Source organism: Sporosarcina sp. P33 (genome assembly GCF_002077155.1).
Lineage (GTDB): Bacteria > Bacillota > Bacilli > Bacillales_A > Planococcaceae > Sporosarcina.
Map to the genome: position 1 here is coordinate 1,538,182 of NZ_CP015027.1, position 22,204 is coordinate 1,560,385.

The window sequence follows — 22,204 nt, forward strand, 5'->3', positions numbered from 1 at the left end:
GAACCTTCTCCTCAATGCTTTCTATCATCATTTTGCTGCTTTGATGCGCCCAGTAACTCATAGATTTTATTCATATCCAGATGTTTGCGCACGTGATAATCCAGCATTTCATACGCCTGCTCTCGCCGTTCATCGTCTGAATGAATGTCGCCTGTGACTTCTGCCAAGCCTTTGGCCGCGCGAATTTGATTGAAATACATTCGGGTAAACGGACGATTTTGAAAAACTCCGTGTAAATATGTACCTATCACTTGCTCTGTATACACGCCATCTTGGCTGCCGTCTTCCATGCAGATAAAGCTGCGGACCGGTTGGAAGGGCGTACTGCGACCCAGATGTAATACAAATCCGTTCATCTCCTGACCCGCATAGTTCGTTCCTTTAATTTGTGTTATTTCATTCTCATTGGCCAGCACGGTTTCAATCGGCAGGATGTCCAGTGCGGAATACACCGCGCTTTTGTTTTCAGGCATCCGCTTGTCTATTATTGATCCGCCAAGCATTTGGTAGCCGCCGCAAATCCCGACTATTTTCTTTCCTTTTTGTGACTGCTGTAAGATCGCTTGGGCCAAGCCTGATTCCTGCAGCCATCTATAATCTTCAATGGTATTCTTCGTTCCGGGCAGAATGATGACATCTGGATTCTTCAAATCTTTTGCGGAAGAAACAAAGCGCACACCTACGCCAGGCTCTTCAAATAATGGATCCAAATCTGTGAAATTAGAAATCAAAGGGAAACGAATGACAGCAACGTCAATATCAAATTCCTGATGCTGAGGTTTCTTTAAGCGAAGGCTCGACAGCGCCATCGAATCCTCGGCTTCTATTTGCACATCGAAATACGGAATGACACCGAGCACTTGAATGCCTGTATACTCTTCCAGCCAATCGATGCCGCTGTCGAGCAGTTCCTTCATGCCGCGGAATTTATTAATGACAATCCCTTTTACACGCGCACGCTCTTCATCATCAAGCAGCATCAAAGTGCCGACAATTGACGCGAATACTCCCCCACGTTCAATATCCGCCACTAAAATAACGGCCGCATCTGTCTCATGAGCCATTCGCATATTGGCAATATCCCGGCGTTTCAAATTAATTTCAGCCGGGCTTCCCGCACCTTCCAGTATCAGCACATCATATTGTGCTTCTAAACGCCGCAGCGACTTCCGCACTTCCGGCATTACTTGCTCAACAAAATTTTCGCGGTACGAAACTGCGTCCATATGAGCAAATGGTTTGCCATGTAAAATGACTTCCGACACCATATTCCCCGTTGGTTTCAATAAAATAGGATTCATATCGGTAGTGGCGCTTATTTTTGCGGCTTCCGCCTGAACGCCCTGCGCCCGCCCGATTTCTCCGCCATCTTGGGTGACATAGGAGTTCAGCGCCATATTCTGTGATTTAAATGGCGCAATCCGGTACCCGTCGTTAGCTAAAATACGGCAGAGCGCAGTGCATAAAACACTTTTCCCCACATCCGACGCGGTGCCTTGGATCATAATGGCTTTCATTAAAACTCCAGACCTTTCATGGCTTGGACATCTTGGTCAGTATAATAATGCTTTGTTGCATCAATGGTTGATACTAAATCCGCCAATTCCAGAATAGACGGATGCGCGGAACGTCCTGTAATAACTAAGTGCATGGACTTTGGACGGTTCACTATTGCCTCTGTTACTTCTTCCAGCGGCAATACATCATCGACAGGAAAACGTGTGATGGATAATGCATTATTCAGCTCGTCCAGCACCAGAACATCTGTCGTTTCATCCTTCAGCTCTTCTTTCACCATTTGCCACGCTTTTGCAAGTGCTTCCCGGTGCTCTTCTGGTGTTTTCGTCCATGTAAATCCGATACCTAATTGCACGGTTTCAACGCCCAGCTTCCGCAAAGCAATTTGCTCACCATATGTGCGTTCGGGTGATTTAATAAATTGAAAATATTTCACCTTCATACCGCGGCCGATTGCACGTAAAGCAACACCGAGTGAAGCAGTGGTTTTTCCTTTGCCATCACCTGTATATACTAACAACATCCCTTGTCGCGCCATTTGCAATTCCCCCTTATAACCAAGTTGTTTTTTCCGTATATGGCGTACGTTTTTTGACAGAAGTTATTTCTTCTGCCGGGTACCCGATACACAGCGTTCCTACCAATTGCTCCTGTTCTGATGCGCCGATGAATGAATGCAATGCTGTATCATGCACTAATCCCACGCCGCGCGTACGCCACACCATACCTAATCCGAGCTGTTCCGCCATTAACCACATCGACATAATGGCGCCGCTTACTGCAAAAGTATTGTCTTTCGTAGCCCCTTCGTCTCCATCCACGATGGCGGAAGTTACCACGATAATAAGCGGTGTTTGCGTAATTGCTTTCATTGAACTTTCCACTAGATGCGGTTTTGTCGGGAATCGTTTTTGTAAGTAATCAAGTGCCACTTGTTCATACTGTTTCAGGCTGTCACCTTGCAATATATAGAAATGCCAAGGTTCACGCATCCGGTCGTTTGGTGCATATGTTGCTGCCTCCAGAAGCGTCTCGATCTTTTCCCGCTCCACTTCACGCGTTTCAAATTGTCGAATCGCACGGCGTTCTTTTAATGCTTTCAACATCGTTAGTGCTCCTTTCTTCAAACCAATGAATTTCTTCACGCACTCCTACTACATCACCTACTAAAATCATGGACGGATTTGAGATATGATGCTTTTGAATTTCCTCTGAAATCGTTGTAAGATTCCCCGTAATCGTACGCTGCTCTTTAGTAGTTCCCCATTCAATAACCGCAACAGGGGTTGTTTTGCTTTTACCGTTTTCTATTAAGCTTTTCGTAATATGTCCGATGTTTCCGACGCTCATATAAAAAGCCACCGTATCAATCTGAGCAAGCGCCGCCCATTGTAAGAAATCCTGTCCTTTTTCCGCGCGGCCATGACCTGGAACAATAGCAAAGCTTGCAGCATGATCGCGGTGTGTAACCGGAATCCCTGCATAAGCAGGCGCCGCAATTCCTGCGGTGATCCCGGGAACAATTTCAAAAGGTATACAGGCTTGCCGTAAAACTGCAGCTTCTTCAGCACCGCGCCCAAAGACGAACGGGTCACCGCCTTTTAAGCGCAGCACTTGCTTGCCAAGACTCGCATGCTGAACCAGTGCACGATGGATTTCATCTTGGATCATTTCATGCTTACCCGGCTCTTTGCCGCAATATATGAGCTCAGCATCCGCTTTCGCATGTTGCAGTAATTCAATATTTACCAGTCGGTCATATAAAATCACGTCCGCCTGCTGAATACATTCTAATCCTCTGATTGTCAATAGTTTCGGGTCACCGGGGCCAGCCCCTACAATATATACAAATCCGCTCAATGTTGTTCTCCTATCCGTTGTTGTAGCCATTCTTCACATTTTTGACTTTTACCTTGCTCCATCCAATCCAAAAGTTTCGGATCCAGGAGTTCAGCCAGAACTTGTTTTTTCGCCTCACCGTGAAACACTTGCAAGACTTGCTGGCGGGCTTTCCTTAAGAAAGACACATACGATGCATAATGGTCCCCAAATTGCTCCTCTACATCCGCCTTTACCTTGCGCGTTAAACCCGGACTGGCTCCAGACGTTGATACCGTCACAACAAATTCTCCGCGGCGAACGACTGCCGGATTGATAAAGTCAACCCGCCCTATTGCATCCGCACGACTGAGTAATTGCCAATGCTGTGTCGCTTCTTCCACCGCATTGTTTACTTCTTCATCATTGGTCACAGCAAAAACCAAGGCAGCGTCATCTAAATCGGCTGATTCAAATGCTTTTTCTTTCCATGTCACGAGCCCTTCAGCTGCATACTGCTGCACCTTCTCTGTCACCGATGGGCTAACTACAGTTATCATTGCTTTGGTGGGAAGCAAGGCTTCTATTTTTTGACGAGCTACATGTCCGCCTCCAATAATGACAACCTTTTTATAATCCATATCCATTAACAGCGGAAAATAGTTCATTGTTCTCCCTCCAAACATGCTTTCAGCCAATTTCGCACAAGCTGAGGATTTGAGGCAAAATGGAATTGCGTAAAGCCCGCTGCGAGGTTTTTATGTAAATAACCTTCCTGCTGAACGCGAAAGCGGCTTTTACTGAAATACGCCGGGCTAGTATGCTCCCCCTCATATTTCGAATAATGAAACTCATGCCCTTTTGCCTCTGTCTCTTCATCAATTAAGAAATTGCCTGCAACTCCTGTAATTTCCCTGTAGCCAAGTGCTGCCCGCTTATCTTGCATAATCACACGGCCAGGAATCACACCAAGCATGGGAAACTTTCGCTTCTGGCGATCGATGATTTCTTCTGTCAGATACATAAAGCCGCCGCATTCGGCTACTGTCGGTAATCCGCGGCTGATTGCGTTTCTTAAAGATTCTTTCACTTTCTCGTTTGCGGCTAATTGTTCTGCAAACTCTTCCGGGAAGCCGCCGCCGATGTATACTCCCTGCGCTTCATTTGGAACTTCTTCATCCTGTAACGGAGAGAAAAAATGCAGAGTTGCGCCATGTGCACGCAATAAATCCAGGTTTTCTTCATAATAGAAGTTAAACGCGGCATCCTTAGCTACCGCAATATGAACTTCTTGGCTGTTCGGCTGGGCATCGAAAATTGATGTGGATTCTTCAATGATTTGCGCTTTTGTAATGTCCATCAGCTGATCAATATTGACTGTTTCTTCAATAGCCGCTGCAAGACTGTCAAAATAAGCATCCAGGTCACCTCGTTCGATAGCCGGCACCAAGCCCAGATGACGGCTCGGCATCGCGGGCACAGCTTCTTTTGGCAAATAGCCGATAACTGGAATGCCGCATTCTTTTTCTATTGCCGTTTTGATAATGCCGAAATGACTCTTACTGCCTAATTGATTCGCGATCACACCGACAATATTGGAGTTGTCATCCAGTGACTGAAATCCTTTAACGATGGCCGCTGCACTTCTCGCCATACTAGCTGCATTAACAATTAAAATGACGGGGCTTTTTGTAATTTCGCTTATATGTGCAGCCGACCCTTCATTTGACAAGGGGGATCTGCCGTCGTAAAAGCCCATCACGCCTTCGATAATGGCCGCATCTGCGTCTCGGCTGGCCCTTGCAACAATCGCAAGAATCGTATCAGGAGCCATCATATAACTATCAATATTTCGTGACGGCCGTTTGGTGACAGCTGTATGATAGGCAGTATCGATATAATCCGGGCCGCATTTAAAGCCTTGTACGGTTAAACCACGCTTCATAAGCGCGCGCATAATCCCAATGGTGAACGTTGTTTTCCCGACACCGCTCCCTGTACCTGCCAGTACAAATCGATTCATTGTTCTCTCTCCTCGAAATTGACGCGTGCAATGGAAATTGTCACATTGCCACTTTTCTTTTTCTCTAATACCAGTTCTCTTGCATTTGCACAGCGCAGCGCTGCCGGTTCGCTCACACCGTATGCGCCTGTATACTTAAATACAGTTTCGGACGGATTAAGAAGCGGCATTTCATTGAGCTGTTCAGGCGTGTAGGTGACAAACGGCCAATTATGTTTGGCAGTTAATTCGAGCAGGCCAGCCTCGTCTTTCTTCAAATCTATCGTTGCTACTGCTTTCACACTTTTTTTACTTAGAGACAGTTCTTCTAATGTTTCGTCTATGACTTGCTCGATTTCTTCCAGCGCCGTTCCGCGATTACAGCCAATGCCGAGCACAATGGATTTGGGACGGTAGATCACTCCGTTTTCCAGCAGCACTTCCTCATGCCGATCGATCAATCGGTCGGTTATGAGTAAGGTTGCTTGCGGCTTTGCCTGAATCGCTTCTGCTGCAGAAGCATAGATTTTCAAATTGGGCGGCATAGCACGGTCATGCATCCACCAGTTTTTCTCGCCTGTTTCCTGCACAATCGCGACGTGCTCTTCGTTCACAACCGATGCACTGACCGGCAGCAGTTTTTCTTCGCTATCCCACATCCATCCAAATTGGGCGCCGAATAAATCGACAGGGATGGTTTTTTGAACATCCGAAGCAGTCGTAACTACAGGCATAGCACCGATTGCTTGTGCAAATTCATAAGTCAGCGCATTGGCACCGCCAATATGTCCTGATAACACGCTTATAACGTATTGGCCTAAGTCATCGACAACCAATACAGCAGGGTCTGTCATTTTATCAACCATGATCGGTGCAATCATCCGAACGACAGCACCGAGCGATATGATACAAATAACTCCTTTGTATTGCTGGAACAAAGCGGGTAACAGCAATCGCACTGTTCCGTCAAACAGTTGAATGTGTCGCGCTTCTTCGTCTCCTCTGGCAAACTTCTTCATATAGTAAAGGTCCGCGTACGGAAATGTTTCCGTGTAGCTTCTTGCATTGGCAACCCCGTGTTTTGTAATGGCGACCAAAGCATACGGTTTGCGCTTTTCAATGACAGGAATTTCACCTTCACGTAAATTAATCATCTGCCTTCACACCTTTTCGGAAACCGTGGGTAAATGTTTTATCATACAGCTTTGAACGATATTCTTTCTCATGAATAGCGGGATCCAATGCCCAGCCCGCCAAAATCATTGCGTGCTTACGAATGCCATTGACACGCATCGCTTCATCTAATTCAACCAATGTTGTCTGAACAATTTTTTCATCAGGCCATGTAGCGCGCTGCACGACAGCGACCGGCGTATCATCTGCCCAGCCGGCAGCCTGTAATTCTTTCACAATTTTCTTTGTTAATGTCGCACTTAAAAACATTGCAATTGTACAATGATGACTTGCAAGCATCTGTAACTTTTCGCGCTCAGGCACAGGCGTCCGCCCTTCGGCTCTGGTTAAAATAAGTGTTTGTGTTAAATCAGGGACCGTCAGCTCTGCACCAACTGCCGCTGCAGCAGCAAAAACGGAACTCACACCGGGCACGACTTCATACCCAATATCATGTTGCTTCAGTAATGCCACCTGTTCCATTGTTGCGCCATACATCGCTGGATCCCCGGTATGTAATCGTACAACTGTTTTCCCGGCATTGACCCGCTCGACAATACAATCCACCATTTCCTGCAGATGCATACCTGCCGTACGGATAACTTCCGCCGATTCCTTTGCTTCCTCCACCAGCGTTTCGCTTACAAGTGAATCGGTATACATGACAACGTCTGCCTGCTGCAACAGCTTCAAACCTTTTACCGTGATTAAGTCAGGATCTCCTGGGCCAGCACCGATAATCCAAATTTTTTTCATCATTTGCGCACCACCATACATGACAAGTAATTTAAATCAGCGCCCCTAAGTTCATCTGTTTTCCAAATCACTTCTTCGTCAGACGTAACTTTAGTCACTACATGTGTTTTTTCCAGCAGATCCAATTCTTCTAATAAATCCAACATCTCATCTATAACTTTAGCTACCTTAATAAAAACGATGGCGTCGTGATGTTCAATGACCTGGCGCATCTGTTCCATATTATCCGTAGCCGGAATCATAGCCACATGGTCATCACCTTCGGCTAATGCAATCCCTAAACGATTGGCTGAACCATTAAATGATGAAATCCCTGCCACTGTTTCGATTGGCACGTCGGGATGCTTTGTTTTCATTAAGCCCAGCAGATGGATAAATGTACTGAACAGCATCGGATCCCCTTCAGTCACAAATGCTACATCTTTTCCTTCTGCCAAGAAGCTGTAGATTTCTTCTGCTGCTTTTTCCCATGCAGCACGCAATACCTCTTCGTCTTTGGTCATAGGGAATACTAAACCGAGCATCTCTTTTTCAGCAGGGTTAATATACACATCCACGATCCGATGGGCATAAGATTTACTGCCTCTTAATTTTTTGGGATACGCAATGACCGGGCATTCTTGCAGTTTACGAAATGCTTTTACAGTAATTAATTCAGGATCTCCTGGTCCAACGCCTAATCCGTATAATTTTCCTATTGTCATCATTCTTGTCCTTTCTGTGCTGTCACTATATAAATCGGGTTTAACGGTTCAAAACGCGTTAAATGTAAAATTGGTTTACTCTTTGAGAGCTGAGTCTGCAATATGGATACTTCACAGCCTAACGCTTTTAGATGGCCCATCGCTTCAGCCAGATTTTCTATCGTGGCGATATTCATAACTAGTCGGCCATTTGGCTGTAAGCGCGAAATACAGGTTTGCAATAACTGCTCCATATTCCCGCCGTTACCGCCAATAAAAATTGCATGAGGGTCTGAGAATTCTTCCAGTCGGTCCGGTGCTTTGCCCAGCACCGCCACAAAATCTGTACGATGTCTCAGCTGATTTTCCAAGCAGTTTTCAAGGTCTCCCTCGTTTTTCTCAATGGCATAGACTGCCCCTTCGCGCGCTATTTTTGCTGCCTCAATCGCAACAGAACCTGTGCAAGTTCCAATGTCCCAAACTATGCTGTTTTCTTTAAGCTTTAGCTCCTGCAGACAAAGTGTCCGAATTTCTCTTTTCGTAATTAAGCCTTTATCCGGTTTTCGCTGCAGAAATGCATCATCCGGAATGCCAAGAGAAGCACGTTCCACTAGATGGCGCTGCTTTAAAATCACCACATTCAAAGGGGAAAATGAACTCTGTTCCATTTCATCCAATGAGAGAAAGCGGCAGCGTTCGTCTTCACCTTCCAGATTTTCAGCGATGAAGGCATCGTACTCCGTCATATTAAAGCGTTTTACATACGCCGCAATGGCTTGCGGAGAGTTTGTTTCATCGGTTAATACAGCTATTTTTTTACGCCCGTCTATTTTCTGTGCAAAACCTTTTATAGAACGGCCATGCAGGCTGACTATGTGCGCATCTTGCCAACTTTCCTGCATTTTTGAAAAAGCCAGCTGAACCGAGCTGGTATACGGATAGATCTCCAGAGGCAGTTTTTTCGCAAGTACGCCTCCCAGTCCATAAAACAATGGATCGCCCGACACTAAAATAACAACATTACGTGTTTCTTCCTGTAATTCCGCTGTTAATGCTGACAAACCGCCCTTGATTACTCTCTTTTCTTTTTCGAATAAAGGGAAGAATTGAAGATGGCGTTCTCCGCCTACGAGCACATCACATTCATTGATCCACTCTATATATTGAGGGAGCAATCCTGCCGCGCCATTATCCCCTATACCAATCATTTTCATCCAATTTGTCAATGTTCTCAGCCTTTCCTAAACAGTCTCCATTCATGGCATACAATGATGTTGATACTTCAATTTCGGCATTCATGTGATTCAGTGCATAATAGCAGCAGTTTTTACTCAGCGCCTCAAAGAACGCATCGTTTCCTTGGAGTATCTCGCCGACTTGTGATGCAGTGTTAGCCTGCAAAATTTCTTGCTGTGTTTGTTCATCGACACCTACTCTATTTGCCATTTCCGCCAAAAATCCGAAGTTGATCGGTGCACTTTTTGAGTGAACCATCATTACGCCCTGTGCCAGCTTTGAAAACTTCCCCATCATTCCTACGAGAGACACTTTGGGTATTTTCTTACGTGCGATATTCTTAAGAGTAAAACCAATAAAGTCGCCCATTTCTATAAAGGCTTCTTCCGGCAAATGAGCATATTGTTTTAACGCAAACTTTTCACTGCGGCCGCCTGTCGTGATCACCACATGATCACAGCCTGCTTCTTTTGCCACACTGATCGCTTGCGCAATGCTTGCCATGAAGGCAGAACTCGAAAATGGCACAACTGTTCCGCGGGTTCCCAGAATGGAAATTCCTCCAATAATGCCAAGGCGCCCATTCAATGTTTTCTTGGCAATTTCTTCTCCGTCAGGCACGGAAATCACTACATCGATTCCGCGTTTCAATTGATAATAATCGTAACCTTCCTGTGCAACTCCGAGTATCATTTTACGCGGCACCGGGTTAATCGCCGCCTGTCCGACAGGGACGGGCAGCCCCGGTTTTGTAACCCGTCCTACACCAATCCCTCCGTCCAAATGAATGCCATCTTCTTTTGAATAGTAAACAGTACTTTGGATCCGGGCTTTGTGTGTAGCATCAGGATCATCGCCGGCATCTTTGATGGTTTCGCACATTACGCCGCCATCGACTATTTCAAATGCCGATACTTTGAATGTGGCGTATTTGCCGACCGGTAAATAGATAGTGACTTCTTCCGGTACTTTCCCCGTCACTAATCCTTGCAGTGCTGCCTTTGTCATTGCCGTTGCACAAGATCCCGTAGTATAACCATGACGCATTTTTGATGGGTCTTTTTTAGTTTGTTTGCTTTGCACGCTCATCTGCCATGATCGAAATGGCATTCAGTGCGGCTACCGTCACTGTACTGCCACCCTTTCTCCCTACATTAGTGATAAATGGAATACCCTCGAGTACTGCCAGTTCTTCTTTTGATTCGGCTGCCGAAACAAATCCTACCGGCATTCCAATGATTAAATCCGGTTTGGCGATTCCCTCTTTAATTAAACGGATTAACTCCAACAACGCAGTCGGCGCATTTCCGATCGCGTAAATTCCGCCTTCGTGCAAACGTGTTGCTTTTTGCATGGATATGATCGCACGTGTTGTACCTTGGGCCTTTGCTTCTTTTGCAACATCCTCATCCGCTATGTAGCAATGTAAATCGCTGCCATGTTTTTGGAATCGTTTGCGGCCTGAACCACTCTCTATCATTTGTACATCCACTACGACATGACGGCCTGCTAAAATTGATTGGATTCCTGCTTCGAGTGCATCCGGTGTAAAAATCATGCTGCGTCCTAACTCAAAATCTGCGGAAGCATGAATCACGCGCCGAACTACCATCCACTGCTCATCTGTAAATGGGTGTTCCCCCATCTCTTCTTTGATGATGGAGAAACTGTGATCATAAATTTTATCCGGATCTACAGTTAGCGGTGTGAATTTCGTATTAAAGTTCATGTTTGGATTTTTCAAGTGTAAAACCTCCTAGTAGTTGGGTAACTTTTTCAAAAGACGTACAAAAGTTTTCATATTGAACCTTCGGGCGTTTAATCAAAATAACTGGTATATCCAGTTCCAAGGCGGCTGTAATTTTCTCATCCACAGACCCTACTTTTCCGCTTTCCTTGGTAATCATTAGCGTCACATCATATTGCTCGCATAACGACTTATTCAGTGATTCAGAAAATGGTCCTTGTATTGCGATAATATCTTTTTGTTTGATCCCTAATTTATCGCATTTTTCCATATTCCCTGCGTTTGGCAGCATTCTGCAGATCAGGCGAATTCCATCACGCAATAAGTAATCCGCAAATACTTCCAGCGTCTTACTTCCCGTCGTCAGCATAATCGTTCCTTTATGCGTTTGAGCCAGCCTTGCAGCGTCTTCGTAACTTTCAACTTCCGTAATCAGCGAAGAAACAAAATTCTCCTTCGGCCGTTCATAGCGGACATAAGGAATACCGCATAGCTTAGCCGCTTCCATAGCCGTTTTCGAAGCTTCTTCCGCATAGGGATGACTGGCATCCACTACACAAGTCATTTCATTCTTCCGGATCAGCGCCGCCATATCATCCACTGTTAATCTGCCCACCTGATACGGAATATCGTTAGCTTGTAAACTTTCAGCAGCAGATTCCGTTACTACGGTGGCTATCAAAGAGTAGCCAAGACTCTGCAGATGAATGGCTAACGCTCTTGCGTCGCTAGTCCCTGCTAAAAATAAAATCATGTGTTCCTCCTAATCCCCGCAAGGTGCCGGCTCTACTTCAATCTTGCAGCTCATGTCGTAATAGTCATAGTTCAATACTTTTTTCACTCGTTTAAAATACTTGAAGAAACGTTCATTAGGATGTGCATTTTGTTCGTATTCTTCTATAATTTTTGTGACTAATGGGATTAAATCATCCGGCTCAATCCCCTCAGCGATTGGCTGGGCAGCATGAGCAGTCCTGCCAACCGGCTTCGCTCCAATAAATAAATCGAATTTTTTCTTTCGGTACACAATCCCGATGTCGTCAAACACAGGGCGGTAACATGCCATTCCGCATCCATTAAATCCAACATGCAGCTGCTTCGGAAGCTTCATGCCTTCAAACTTTGCAGCGATTTCTTCTGCGTACGGGATAGAATCAGCCTTTTCTCCGTAACAAAAATCGCACGCTTTTACTTTTAAGACTTCTCCCGCCGGCATGACTGTGAGGTGTTCTTTCTCAAGCTTTTCGACAATCAATTCAGGATTATCTGTTGTAACCTTTACTAAAAAACGATGATCTGGAGTATATTCCAAAGTACCTTTCTCACCAACGACTTCGGCTAATACAAGCATCTGCTCTGCTGTGATCATTTTATTAACAACACCCGGCGAAACAGAAAACTCAAAGATATTCTCGATCGGCTGTCTCACTAAAAACGGATTTTCTGCTTCTTCTTTCGACACCATAGACAAAGCCTTTAAAGCCATATCGATTGACTGAACTTTTTGCTGTTGTTCCGGCGCTTGCTTTGGCTTTTGTTCTTGTACTGGCGCCTGCTCGGTTACCGTACTTATGAGTTCCTCATACCCTGACTGCGCTTCCCCGGTTTCCTGATCAAGCGCCCATGGTTCTGCTTCCTTTTTCAAACGCTGATGCGGTTTTAAACTTTGTTTTCCTTCTCCCAATGTATATTTACGCTGATAGCCCCGCGGTGTAATGATCTTATCATCGTAAAAGAAAGTGGAAGAGTTACCGATAATGACAGTTGTCAGCATCCCGATATCATGCTCAAGCATTTCTGATAATGTCGTCAGAACAATATGCTGATTTTCCCGATACGCACTTTTCACCAGCCCTACAGGGGTATCAGGGGCGCGATATTTCAGTAAAATATTTTGCGCTTCTACAATTTGGCGCGTCCGGCGTCCGCTTTTCGGATTGTATAAAGCAATTACAAAATCCGCCATCCCTGCAGCTTCAATACGTTTTTCGATAACAGTCCACGGTGTCAGATGATCACTTAAACTGATCGTACAAGAGTCATGCATGACAGGTGCTCCAAGTAAGCTCGCACATGAATTAATAGCTGAAATACCCGGAACAATTTCTACATCAATTCCTTCTGCTTCAGTCCAGCCCTTTTCAATCAGCACCTCATACACTAATCCGGCCATCCCGTACGCTCCTGAGTCACCGCTGGATATTACCGAAACAATACCGCCTGCCTCCGCTTTCTTAACCGCATCTTGTGCACGCGACACTTCTTCAGTCATTCCTGTGCTGACAATGGACTTCGCCGTCACCAAATGCTTAATCAGCTCTACATACGTTTTATAGCCAATAATATAATCACTTGCCTGCAGTGCATCCAACGCCCGCCCCGTAATATGTTCAGTAGCACCGGGACCGAAGCCGACGACATAAATTTTTCCCTTTTTCATGGTTTCCCTCCAAATAAAAATGCCTACACTCCTTTTCAGGGGAGTGTAGGCACGTGAAAGTACGATAGAAACCATACTGAAACAAAAACAATTATTATCATTGTCCCGCCTATACTTCTCCCACCGAAAAGTAAGTGTCGTTTAAATAAGCAGGTTTCCTGACTCAAGCTTCATTTTACTCTTACACCTTCCCGATTTCTCAGTGGTTTTGTAATTTCATCAGCTTTTACAGTAGCGGGGGCTGTACCAGATTTTCACTGGTTTCCCTTTTAACTCACAGTGTGAGCACTTATTCAAATTAGTTTATTTAATTTTCATAAATATAACACACAATCTTCTAATCTACAAACTTACATTGAATTTATTTCAGTAACCTTTATGGCAGAACACTACTTTACCAACGATACTGGCGATTTATATTTCTAGAGCCAAAAGTATTTCTCATGGCCGCTATGTATTAATTAAACAGTTCTTAGTACAGCCCGAACTATTTTTCGGTTTTATTTATTATTTCACTGGGAGAGGAATTTGACATGCCAAAAACCCCTTCCCGAAAAATCGGAAAGAGGCTGTAATGTTTGGTATAAACCACTATTAACGTTTTGAGAATTGTGGTGCACGACGAGCGCCGCGAAGACCGTACTTTTTACGTTCCTTCATACGTGGATCACGTGTCAGGAATCCTGCTGATTTAAGTGCTGCACGGAAATCAGGGTCCACAGTCAGTAATGCACGTGCAACACCGTGACGGATTGCGCCTGCTTGACCTGTGTAACCTCCACCTTTTACGTTAACATGGATATCGTAGCTTCCAAGTGTTTCTGTTGTAACCAGTGGTTGTTTGATGACTTCACGAAGTGTTTCGAATGGTACGTAGTCCTCTACGTCGCGGTTGTTGACGACAATTTTACCTTCGCCAGGAACTAGACGTACACGAGCTACTGAACTTTTACGACGGCCAGTGCCGATATATTGTACTTGTGCCAAGTGTGTTTCCTCCTCTTAATTATCCACGAAGCTCATATGCTTCTGGTTTTTGTGCTGCGTGCTGGTGCTCTGGTCCTGCATATACGTGTAATTTCTTGATTGTCTGACGACCTAGAGGACCGTTTGGCAGCATTCCCTTGATCGCAAGTTCAAGCATTTTCACAGGGTAGTTTGTACGCATTTCAAGCGCAGTGCGTGACTTAAGGCTTCCTGTGTAGCCAGAGTGACGGTGATACATCTTATCTTTCAATTTGTTGCCTGTTAATTGGATCTTTTCAGCGTTGATGATGATTACGTGATCACCTGTGTCAACGTGTGGTGTAAACGTTGGTTTATGTTTACCGCGTAATAGTGTTGCAACTTCTGAAGCAAGACGTCCAAGAGTCTGTCCTTCAGCGTCGACAACAAGCCAGTTACGTTCTACTTCGTGACCTTTAGCCATGAATGTTGTGCGCATATTGTATATCCTCCTAAAAATATCAATCTGTTCCGTTGTTTTCTCTATCCCTAAACACAAATAAACTTCCGGGGCTTATTGTGGGGTTATTGAAATACCATTTATCATGTTAACCTTTATTTCCAATAAAGTCAAGCGTTTTTATGAATACGCCAGGATTAGTTGCCATGGCCTCAGTAGGTCACTTCGAGCAGGTACAAACCGTGCGGCGGCGCAGTCTTCCCGGCTCTTTGACGATCTTTTGCTTCAAGAATTTTACCGACATCTTCAGGTTCGTCCCAGCCAATTCCCACCGCCAGCAAAACACCTGCAATCGTGCGCACCATGTTGTAAAGAAACCCATCTCCTTCCACTTCAAGCACCAGTTCATCCTGCTGCCGCTCAAGGGTCAGTTTGCGGATTGTCCGAACTTTATTGGAAGTGGCGGTTTTCGCGGAACAGAAACTGGTGAAATCATGTGTGCCGATTAAATACGCGGCACCTTCTTTCATCCGTTCCACATCGGGATTCCATCTGCCTAAGTGAACAGCAAAGTTGCGCTCAAACGGACTCTGCAGTTCACCATATGACCATTTATAACGATATGTCTTGCCCTTTGCTCCGTAGCGCGCATGAAAATCGTCGGCCGCTCTTTCAACGGCTGTAATGCGCACATCTTTCGGCAGCAGCACGTTCAATGCCATCAGCCAGCGGTCTCCCAAATCAAGCGGTGTATCAAAATGAATGACCTGACCGAGGGCATGTACACCGGCATCAGTCCGGCCGCTCGCCACCGCATGAGATGTCGGATCTTTATGCAGTTTAACAAGTGCTTTATCAATTTCAGACTGAACCGTGCGCATGCCCGGCTGCGACTGATAGCCCGCAAAATCCGTTCCGTCATACGCAACAACGGCTTTCATTCGTTTCAATTTCTTCACTTCCTCACCCACAGCAATACACCTACTAACATCACAAATGCTATCAGCACCGCTGTATCTCTCATTTGCCAAGAAAGCTGGCGGAATCTTGTGCGGCCCTCTCCGCCCCGATAGCCCCGCACTTCCATTGCGACGGCCAGATCTTCGGCACGTTTGAATGCACTGACAAACAGCGGAACGAGCAGCGGAATGACCGCCTGCACCCGTTCTTTGATCGAGCCGGTGCTCAAATCAGAACCTCTTGCAAGCTGTGCCTTTAAAATCTTATCCGTTTCATCCATCAGCGTCGGAATGAACCGCAAAGAAATCGACATCATCAGCGCCAATTCATGCACAGGCAATTTAAACTTCTTAAACGGATTCAGCAATGTCTCCAAACCGTCTGTAATGGAGATGGGAGAAGTCGTCAGCGTCAATACAGTAGTTACGAGAACGAGCACGAGGAATCGAATGGAAATAAAGATCCCCATGCGTAATCCTTCTTCGTAAATTTTGATAAACTTCCATTCAAATACAATAGGGCCTTCACGCGTGAAGAAAATATGTAATAGAAGTGTAAAGATAATCAAAAAGATAACCGGTTTTAAACCATTGATCAGAAAGTAAGGTCTGATGCGTGCCAGCGCGATGACAAATGCGGTAAAGCCAAGCAACACGGCGTAAGACCATGCGTTATTCGCAAGAAACACTGCCGCTACGAATAAAAAGACGAACAGCAGTTTGGAACGCGGATCCATGCGATGCACAACTGAAGTGCCGGGAATAAATCGGCCGATAATCATTTTTTCTAACATGGCCGTTCCCCTCTTCTCGCAATGACCGTGGAAAGCTCTTGCGCCAGCATCTCTTCCGTCAGCGCGATTCTGTCAAACGTATCCCCGGTCATCGATTCCATTTTACGCTGAAAACGAACAGAACGCGGTACACTAAGCCGAAACGAATGCAGCCGTTCTTCTTGATTGAATATTTCTTCAGGTGTTCCTTCCATGACAGACGTGCCTTCATGCATCACAACGATCCTATCGCTGTAACGTGCCGCGTCTTCCATACTGTGCGTCACTAAAATCGTTGTCAGATTCTCAGTTTTATGCAGATGGTGAAACAAGTCCATAATCTCCTTACGGCCTTTCGGGTCCAGGCCCGCTGTCGGTTCATCCAGCACTAAGACAGACGGCTTGAATGCAAGTACGCCTGCAATAGCCACACGCCTCATTTGGCCTCCTGAGAGCTCAAACGGAGACTTTTGCAATACGTCCTCAGGCAATCCAAGAAGCTTCACCAGTTCATGCGCCCGCTCTTTCGCAATCTCTTTCGGAACTCCAAAATTCAGCGGGCCAAACATAATATCTTTTTCCACAGTCTCCTCAAACAGCTGATGCTCAGGAAACTGAAAAACGATACCGACCTGATGGCGGACTTCTTTCATCTCCCTGCCCTTCGTCTGAGCTGTTATCACAGTATCACCAATCTTTACAACCCCTTCAGAAGGCTTTAACAGACCATTCAAATGAAGCAATAAAGTAGATTTGCCGGATCCTGTATGACCGATGATTGATGTATAAGAGCCTGAAGGAATCGTAGCTGACACGTCCTGCAGCGCCCGTTTCTCAAACGGTGAATCTTTTGCATATAAATAGCCTACTTGCTGAAGTGAAATGTCCACAATTCATTCACCAACTCTTCTTCTGTCATATGATTTCCCTGAAGCTCTACACCGGCAGATCTCAATAGTTCGGAAACACGCAGCGCAAACGGCAGATCAAGTCCGATCGTTTCCAGCTCTGCACCTTGCCGGAATATTTCTTGCGGTGTTCCCGTCATAAGAACTTGTCCTTCATTCATTACGAGAATACGGTCCGCTAATAAAACTTCTTCCAAGTCATGAGTGATCGACAATACGGTCAATCCAATTTCTGACCGCAGCTTTTTGACGATTTCAATCACTTCCTCCCGCCCCTGCGGATCAAGCATGGAAGTCGCTTCATCTAAAATTAACAGCTCAGGATGCAGAGCCAATGCACCGGCAATGGCCACACGCTGCTTCTGGCCGCCTGACAAGTGATGGGGTTCATGATTGATGTAGTCACTCATCTTCACTTGCTCCAGCGCCTCCTGGACACGCTTTACCATCATGTCATAGGGAACACCGTTGTTTTCCAGGGCAAAAGCTACGTCATCTTGCACAGTCGACCCTACAAATTGGTTATCTGGATTTTGAAAGACTATTCCCATGCGCGAACGCGTTTCCCACAAGTTCTCTTCAGACAATGGTTCCAAAAAGAGATTGATTTCACCTGACGAAGGAAACAGCAAGCCGATCAGAAGTTTTGCCAGCGTCGACTTGCCTGACCCGTTATGTCCTACAACTGCCAGCCACTCCCCTTCATACAAAGTGAAGGATACATCATTCAGCGCCTTCACCGGTACGTGTGAAGATTCATTTTCTTCCGTATCATAAGAAAACGTTACATGATGCATCGACGCTATTTCCTTCATCCGGACCCCTCCTCTTATGTATTGCAAAAATTAGTTTGCTTCTATGTAATAAATTATTCTTATGTATAAAAAAAAGCGCGTACCTCATCCAAGGAATGCGCCTGTAAAACGAAAATGCCGGGTGCTCATGCCGACATCTCAGATGAGGTACGTAGAGCTAGACCAGTCGATTGCTCGCGGATCATAACACTCAGCTTTTATGTCGTATAAATCTTGTATCTGTAATAAAAGGGTGTGCTGTGCGTGACAGACACACCCTCGAAGTGTATGGAATTACACCAATTCAATAATAACTACTGGTGCTCCATCGCCGCGGCGAGGTCCCATTTTCATTATACGTGTATAACCGCCTTGGCGATCTGCATAACGTGGTGCCACTGTATCGAAAAGTTTTTGAAGTGCAAACACTGTTGCTTCTTCGCCTTCTCCGTTTTCAACAGTTACCTTTTCACGACGAATATATTCAGCCGCTTGACGACGTGCATGAAGATCTCCGCGTTTTCCAAGAGTGATCATCTTTTCAACTACTGAACGTAATTCTTTTGCACGTGCTTCAGTTGTCTGGATGCTCTCATGAATGATAAGATCTGTCGTTAGGTCGCGCAGCATTGCTTTACGTTGTGAACTTGTGCGTCCAAGTTTTCTGTATCCCATTTGAAGTTACCCTCCTTCAAGTATATGTCAGTTATTCTTCAGAGCGTAACTCAAGGTTTAGCTCGTCTAATTTAGCCTTCACTTCTTCAAGTGATTTACGGCCTAAGTTTCGCACTTTCATCATTTCGTCTTCAGACTTGTTTGCAAGTTCCAAAACCGTATTGATGCCTGCACGCTTCAGGCAGTTATAAGAACGGACAGAAAGGTCAAGTTCTTCAATAGTCATCTCAAGAACCTTTTCTTTTTGGTCTTCTTCTTTTTCTACCATGATTTCTGCAGTTTGTGCTTCGTCCGTCATTCCGACGAATATATTTAAGTGCTCAGTTAAAATTTTAGCTCCAAGTGATACTGCTTCTTTAGGACCGATGCTGCCATCTGTCCACACATCAAGTGTCAACTTATCAAAGTTGGTGCTTTGACCGACGCGGGTGTTCTCAACTTGGAAGTTAACGCGTGATACGGGAGTGTAAATCGAGTCGATTGGAATTACGCCAATCGCTAGATCCTCACGTTTGTTTTGATCGGAAGGAACATATCCGCGTCCGCGTACAGCATACATACGCATACGTAAATGTCCGTTTTTACCGAGAGTAGCAATCGGGAGATCTGGATTCAATACTTCGACATCACTGTCATGCGTGATATCTGCAGCCGTCACGACGCCTTCACCTTTCACATCGATCTCAATAACTTTCTCATCATCTGAGTAAATTTTGAGAGCAAGTTTCTTCACATTCAAAATAACTGTCGATACGTCTTCAACGACACCTTCAATTGTTGAGAATTCATGAAGTACTCCATCGATTTGAATAGATGTCACAGCAGCTCCTGGTAATGAAGACAAGAGAATGCGGCGCAAAGAATTACCTAAGGTATTTCCATATCCACGCTCCAACGGTTCGATAATAAATTTACCAAACTGTGAGTCTTCACCGATCGTTACTGTTTCAATCTTTGGTTTCTCAATCTCGATCATTTATTTACCCTCCTCAAAACGTCTCTATATTGGTTTAACCTTATTGAATTCACTGATAATAGTTAACCTATTTCAACAGTATTAACAAAAATTGTCTTTCTTAATCCAATAGATTCAAACCGATTATACGCGACGACGTTTTGGCGGGCGGCAACCATTGTGCGGAACCGGAGTTACGTCTCTGATTGCAGTAACTTCAAGACCAGCAGCCTGCAGTGAACGGATAGCCGCTTCACGACCAGCACCAGGACCTTTAACTGTTACTTCCAATGATTTCAAACCATGTTCCATTGCTGTTTTCGCTGCAGTTTCAGCAGCCATTTGTGCAGCAAACGGAGTGGATTTACGGGAACCTCTAAAGCCAAGTGCACCAGCGCTAGACCATGAAAGTGCATTACCGTGGCTATCAGTAATAGTTACGATAGTATTATTGAACGTCGAACGGATATGTGCAATACCGGTTTCAATATTCTTTTTTACACGACGTTTACGAGTTTGTTGTTTACGTGCCATGTTGGAAAGAGCCCTCCTTTACCTATTATTTTTTCTTGTTTGCCATTGTACGTTTAGGACCTTTACGCGTACGTGCATTGTTTTTCGTGTTCTGTCCACGAACAGGCAATCCACGACGGTGACGGATACCACGGTTACTACCGATTTCCATCAAACGCTTGATGTTAAGAGAAGTTTCACGACGAAGATCCCCTTCTACTTTCAAGCCGTCAATTTGTTCACGAATCTTATCAAGCTCAGCGTCAGTTAAATCACGAACGCGAGTCTCTTCAGAAATATCAGCTGCATTCAAAATAGACTTTGCAGTTGTTTTACCAATACCGAATATATATGTCAATGAAATGACAACGCGCTTATCGCGCGGAACGTCTACACCAGCAATACGTGCCATATAAGTTGTGCACCTCCTTGTGTTTTAGCCTTGTCTTTGTTTATGTTTTGGATTTTCACAGATTACCATTACTCGGCCGCGTCTACGAATAACTTTACATTTTTCGCAGATCGGTTTTACAGATGGTCTTACTTTCATCCTACCCAACCTCCTTCAATATTCCGGAGTGCAAAAGTTTATTTGAAACGGTATGTGATACGACCACGTGTCAAATCATAAGGTGAAAGTTCCATTGTCACCTTGTCGCCTGGCAGAATACGAATAAAGTGCATACGAATTTTACCTGACACGTGTGCAAGCACAGTATGTCCGTTTTCTAACTCCACTTTAAACATCGCATTCGGCAACGTTTCAAGAACAGTTCCTTCTACCTCAATTACGTCGTCCTTCGCCATCAATCCTGTCTCCCTTCTATATCCAATAAAGGCTTTCACCATCGAGCGGCATCAGTCGCCTTCAAAAGGCTTCCTTCAACATATGTCCAGTTAGCATGAGTGATGTTCGAAAGACGTCTGCCACATTTCGCTGTTTCGCATGGATGCGATGAGACCTTTATTGTTCCCGCAGCAGTTTCCAAATATATATTATACTGCGAATCGCAATATAATGCATGCCGGAGCTACTGAAGAATCAATGATCAATTCTCATTTGTCCTATACCGGGCACTCTAGCTTTTGCAGCTCGTTTTCATCCATTACTTTCCGAACAGTGATGTAACTGTGCCCGAAAAGGATTGATTACTTTTTATCTTGTTGCAAAATTGCATCCAGGTCCTCAAATACTAGGTTAATGTCCTGTTGACCATTAATTTTAGTCAGCACACCTTTTTCGCCATAAAAGTCGAGTAAAGGAGCTGTCTGAGTCATATTTACTTCCAGACGATTCATGACAGTTTCCGGATTATCATCTGCGCGCTGGTAAAGTTCGCCGCCATCTTTATCACAAACGTCTTCCACCTTTGGCGGGTTGAAGATCAAGTGATATGATGTGCCGCACACTTTACAAATACGACGGCCAGATAATCTTGCAACCAATTCATCCGTATCGACTTCAATGTCTAATACGTACTCAATGCTCTTCCCCATATCCTTCAGCAAAGCATCAAGTGCTTGTGCTTGAGGCACAGTTCTAGGAAAACCATCAAGCAGGAATCCTTTGTCGCAGTCCGGCTTGCTTAAGCGTTCACGTACGATACCAATGGTAACTTCATCAGGAACTAATGCTCCCTGATCCATGAATGATTTAGCTTTAACTCCAAGTTCCGTGCCATCTTTGATGGCAGCACGGAACATATCGCCTGTAGAAATATGAGGGATTCCGTACTTCTCGACAATTTTATCTGCCTGCGTACCTTTACCGGCACCCGGCAGACCCATTAATACGATATTCATACGTCCTTGCCCTCCATTTGATTATACAATAGGTCAGGCTATTGCT

General features: G+C 45.0%; 27 protein-coding genes and 1 riboswitch. All 27 genes read right to left on the reverse strand.

Translation table 11 applies throughout. The annotated features are described in order from the left end of the window. Positions 1–11: 11 nt before the first annotated feature. Positions 12–1,517: a cobyric acid synthase gene (locus SporoP33_RS07720; RefSeq protein WP_081243178.1), complete on the reverse strand. Its 1,506-nt coding sequence runs from the start codon at positions 1,515–1,517 to the stop codon at positions 12–14. Beyond that, the gene (locus SporoP33_RS07725) at positions 1,517–2,056 is read right to left on the reverse strand and encodes a cob(I)yrinic acid a,c-diamide adenosyltransferase (RefSeq protein WP_081243179.1); all 540 of its coding nucleotides are present in this window, start codon (positions 2,054–2,056) and stop codon (positions 1,517–1,519) included. The genes SporoP33_RS07720 and SporoP33_RS07725 overlap by 1 nt, the downstream gene beginning before the upstream one ends. A 13-nt stretch (positions 2,057–2,069) precedes the next feature. Beyond that, positions 2,070–2,624, reverse strand: coding sequence for a nitroreductase family protein (locus SporoP33_RS07730; RefSeq protein ID WP_081243180.1), 555 nt, complete (start codon positions 2,622–2,624; stop codon positions 2,070–2,072). Next, on the reverse strand, positions 2,581–3,378 hold the full coding sequence (gene cobA, locus SporoP33_RS07735; RefSeq protein ID WP_081243181.1) for a uroporphyrinogen-III C-methyltransferase: 798 nt from the start codon (positions 3,376–3,378) through the stop codon (positions 2,581–2,583). Before cobA ends, SporoP33_RS07730 begins: the two co-directional genes overlap by 44 nt. After that, complete coding sequence (locus SporoP33_RS07740) at positions 3,375–4,004, reverse strand: precorrin-2 dehydrogenase/sirohydrochlorin ferrochelatase family protein (RefSeq protein ID WP_081243182.1); 630 nt, start codon at positions 4,002–4,004, stop codon at positions 3,375–3,377. The genes cobA and SporoP33_RS07740 overlap by 4 nt, the downstream gene beginning before the upstream one ends. Continuing rightward, positions 4,001–5,359, reverse strand: coding sequence for a cobyrinic acid a,c-diamide synthase CobB (locus SporoP33_RS07745; RefSeq protein WP_081243183.1), 1,359 nt, complete (start codon positions 5,357–5,359; stop codon positions 4,001–4,003). Before SporoP33_RS07745 ends, SporoP33_RS07740 begins: the two co-directional genes overlap by 4 nt. Further along, positions 5,356–6,492 carry a cobalt-precorrin 5A hydrolase gene (locus SporoP33_RS07750; protein WP_081243184.1) on the reverse strand — a complete coding sequence of 379 codons (1,137 nt, stop codon included), beginning with the start codon at positions 6,490–6,492 and terminating at the stop codon, positions 5,356–5,358. The genes SporoP33_RS07745 and SporoP33_RS07750 overlap by 4 nt, the downstream gene beginning before the upstream one ends. Further along, positions 6,485–7,267, reverse strand: a complete 783-nt coding sequence (gene cobM / locus SporoP33_RS07755) for a precorrin-4 C(11)-methyltransferase (protein WP_081244797.1) — start codon at positions 7,265–7,267, stop codon at positions 6,485–6,487. The genes SporoP33_RS07750 and cobM overlap by 8 nt, the downstream gene beginning before the upstream one ends. Beyond that, the gene (gene cobI / locus SporoP33_RS07760; RefSeq protein ID WP_081244796.1) at positions 7,267–7,971 is read right to left on the reverse strand and encodes a precorrin-2 C(20)-methyltransferase; all 705 of its coding nucleotides are present in this window, start codon (positions 7,969–7,971) and stop codon (positions 7,267–7,269) included. The genes cobM and cobI overlap by 1 nt, the downstream gene beginning before the upstream one ends. Next, positions 7,971–9,164: a precorrin-6y C5,15-methyltransferase (decarboxylating) subunit CbiE gene (cbiE, locus tag SporoP33_RS07765; protein WP_081244798.1), complete on the reverse strand. Its 1,194-nt coding sequence runs from the start codon at positions 9,162–9,164 to the stop codon at positions 7,971–7,973. The genes cobI and cbiE overlap by 1 nt, the downstream gene beginning before the upstream one ends. Then, entirely contained in the window at positions 9,139–10,233 is a 1,095-nt protein-coding gene (locus SporoP33_RS07770) for a cobalt-precorrin-5B (C(1))-methyltransferase (protein ID WP_369821972.1), read from the reverse strand. The genes cbiE and SporoP33_RS07770 overlap by 26 nt, the downstream gene beginning before the upstream one ends. Before the next feature lie 16 nt (positions 10,234–10,249). Next, the gene (locus SporoP33_RS07775; protein WP_081244799.1) at positions 10,250–10,915 is read right to left on the reverse strand and encodes a precorrin-8X methylmutase; all 666 of its coding nucleotides are present in this window, start codon (positions 10,913–10,915) and stop codon (positions 10,250–10,252) included. After that, positions 10,905–11,687, reverse strand: coding sequence for a precorrin-6A reductase (cobK, locus tag SporoP33_RS07780; RefSeq protein ID WP_081243186.1), 783 nt, complete (start codon positions 11,685–11,687; stop codon positions 10,905–10,907). Before cobK ends, SporoP33_RS07775 begins: the two co-directional genes overlap by 11 nt. A 9-nt stretch (positions 11,688–11,696) precedes the next feature. Then, a complete protein-coding gene (gene cobJ, locus SporoP33_RS07785; protein ID WP_081243187.1) occupies positions 11,697–13,373 on the reverse strand; it encodes a precorrin-3B C(17)-methyltransferase in 1,677 nt (558 codons plus the stop codon). Between the two features lie 130 nt (positions 13,374–13,503). After that, positions 13,504–13,681: riboswitch (cobalamin riboswitch) on the reverse strand. A 286-nt stretch (positions 13,682–13,967) separates the two neighbouring features. Further along, positions 13,968–14,360, reverse strand: a complete 393-nt coding sequence (rpsI, locus tag SporoP33_RS07790) for a 30S ribosomal protein S9 (protein ID WP_081243188.1) — start codon at positions 14,358–14,360, stop codon at positions 13,968–13,970. Positions 14,361–14,379: 19 nt separating this feature from the next. Next, positions 14,380–14,817, reverse strand: a complete 438-nt coding sequence (rplM, locus tag SporoP33_RS07795) for a 50S ribosomal protein L13 (RefSeq protein ID WP_081243189.1) — start codon at positions 14,815–14,817, stop codon at positions 14,380–14,382. Positions 14,818–14,990: 173 nt separating this feature from the next. Beyond that, positions 14,991–15,728: a tRNA pseudouridine(38-40) synthase TruA gene (gene truA, locus SporoP33_RS07800; protein WP_081244800.1), complete on the reverse strand. Its 738-nt coding sequence runs from the start codon at positions 15,726–15,728 to the stop codon at positions 14,991–14,993. Positions 15,729–15,733: 5 nt separating this feature from the next. Then, on the reverse strand, positions 15,734–16,531 hold the full coding sequence (locus SporoP33_RS07805) for an energy-coupling factor transporter transmembrane component T family protein (protein WP_081243190.1): 798 nt from the start codon (positions 16,529–16,531) through the stop codon (positions 15,734–15,736). After that, positions 16,525–17,400: an energy-coupling factor ABC transporter ATP-binding protein gene (locus SporoP33_RS07810; RefSeq protein ID WP_081243191.1), complete on the reverse strand. Its 876-nt coding sequence runs from the start codon at positions 17,398–17,400 to the stop codon at positions 16,525–16,527. The genes SporoP33_RS07805 and SporoP33_RS07810 overlap by 7 nt, the downstream gene beginning before the upstream one ends. Further along, complete coding sequence (locus SporoP33_RS07815) at positions 17,376–18,233, reverse strand: energy-coupling factor ABC transporter ATP-binding protein (protein WP_081243192.1); 858 nt, start codon at positions 18,231–18,233, stop codon at positions 17,376–17,378. Before SporoP33_RS07815 ends, SporoP33_RS07810 begins: the two co-directional genes overlap by 25 nt. A gap of 273 nt (positions 18,234–18,506) precedes the next feature. Then, positions 18,507–18,887, reverse strand: a complete 381-nt coding sequence (gene rplQ, locus SporoP33_RS07820) for a 50S ribosomal protein L17 (RefSeq protein WP_081243193.1) — start codon at positions 18,885–18,887, stop codon at positions 18,507–18,509. Between the two features lie 31 nt (positions 18,888–18,918). Beyond that, positions 18,919–19,863, reverse strand: coding sequence for a DNA-directed RNA polymerase subunit alpha (locus tag SporoP33_RS07825; protein WP_009499030.1), 945 nt, complete (start codon positions 19,861–19,863; stop codon positions 18,919–18,921). A 123-nt stretch (positions 19,864–19,986) separates the two neighbouring features. After that, positions 19,987–20,376, reverse strand: a complete 390-nt coding sequence (gene rpsK / locus SporoP33_RS07830; protein ID WP_009499031.1) for a 30S ribosomal protein S11 — start codon at positions 20,374–20,376, stop codon at positions 19,987–19,989. Positions 20,377–20,401: 25 nt separating this feature from the next. Then, positions 20,402–20,767, reverse strand: coding sequence for a 30S ribosomal protein S13 (rpsM, locus tag SporoP33_RS07835; RefSeq protein ID WP_081243194.1), 366 nt, complete (start codon positions 20,765–20,767; stop codon positions 20,402–20,404). Between the two features lie 24 nt (positions 20,768–20,791). Further along, positions 20,792–20,905 carry a 50S ribosomal protein L36 gene (gene rpmJ, locus SporoP33_RS07840; protein ID WP_076758849.1) on the reverse strand — a complete coding sequence of 38 codons (114 nt, stop codon included), beginning with the start codon at positions 20,903–20,905 and terminating at the stop codon, positions 20,792–20,794. A 38-nt stretch (positions 20,906–20,943) separates the two neighbouring features. Beyond that, on the reverse strand, positions 20,944–21,162 hold the full coding sequence (gene infA / locus SporoP33_RS07845) for a translation initiation factor IF-1 (RefSeq protein WP_040759924.1): 219 nt from the start codon (positions 21,160–21,162) through the stop codon (positions 20,944–20,946). 342 nt (positions 21,163–21,504) lie between these two features. Next, positions 21,505–22,158: an adenylate kinase gene (locus SporoP33_RS07850; RefSeq protein ID WP_081243195.1), complete on the reverse strand. Its 654-nt coding sequence runs from the start codon at positions 22,156–22,158 to the stop codon at positions 21,505–21,507. Between the last annotated feature and the right edge of the window lie 46 nt (positions 22,159–22,204).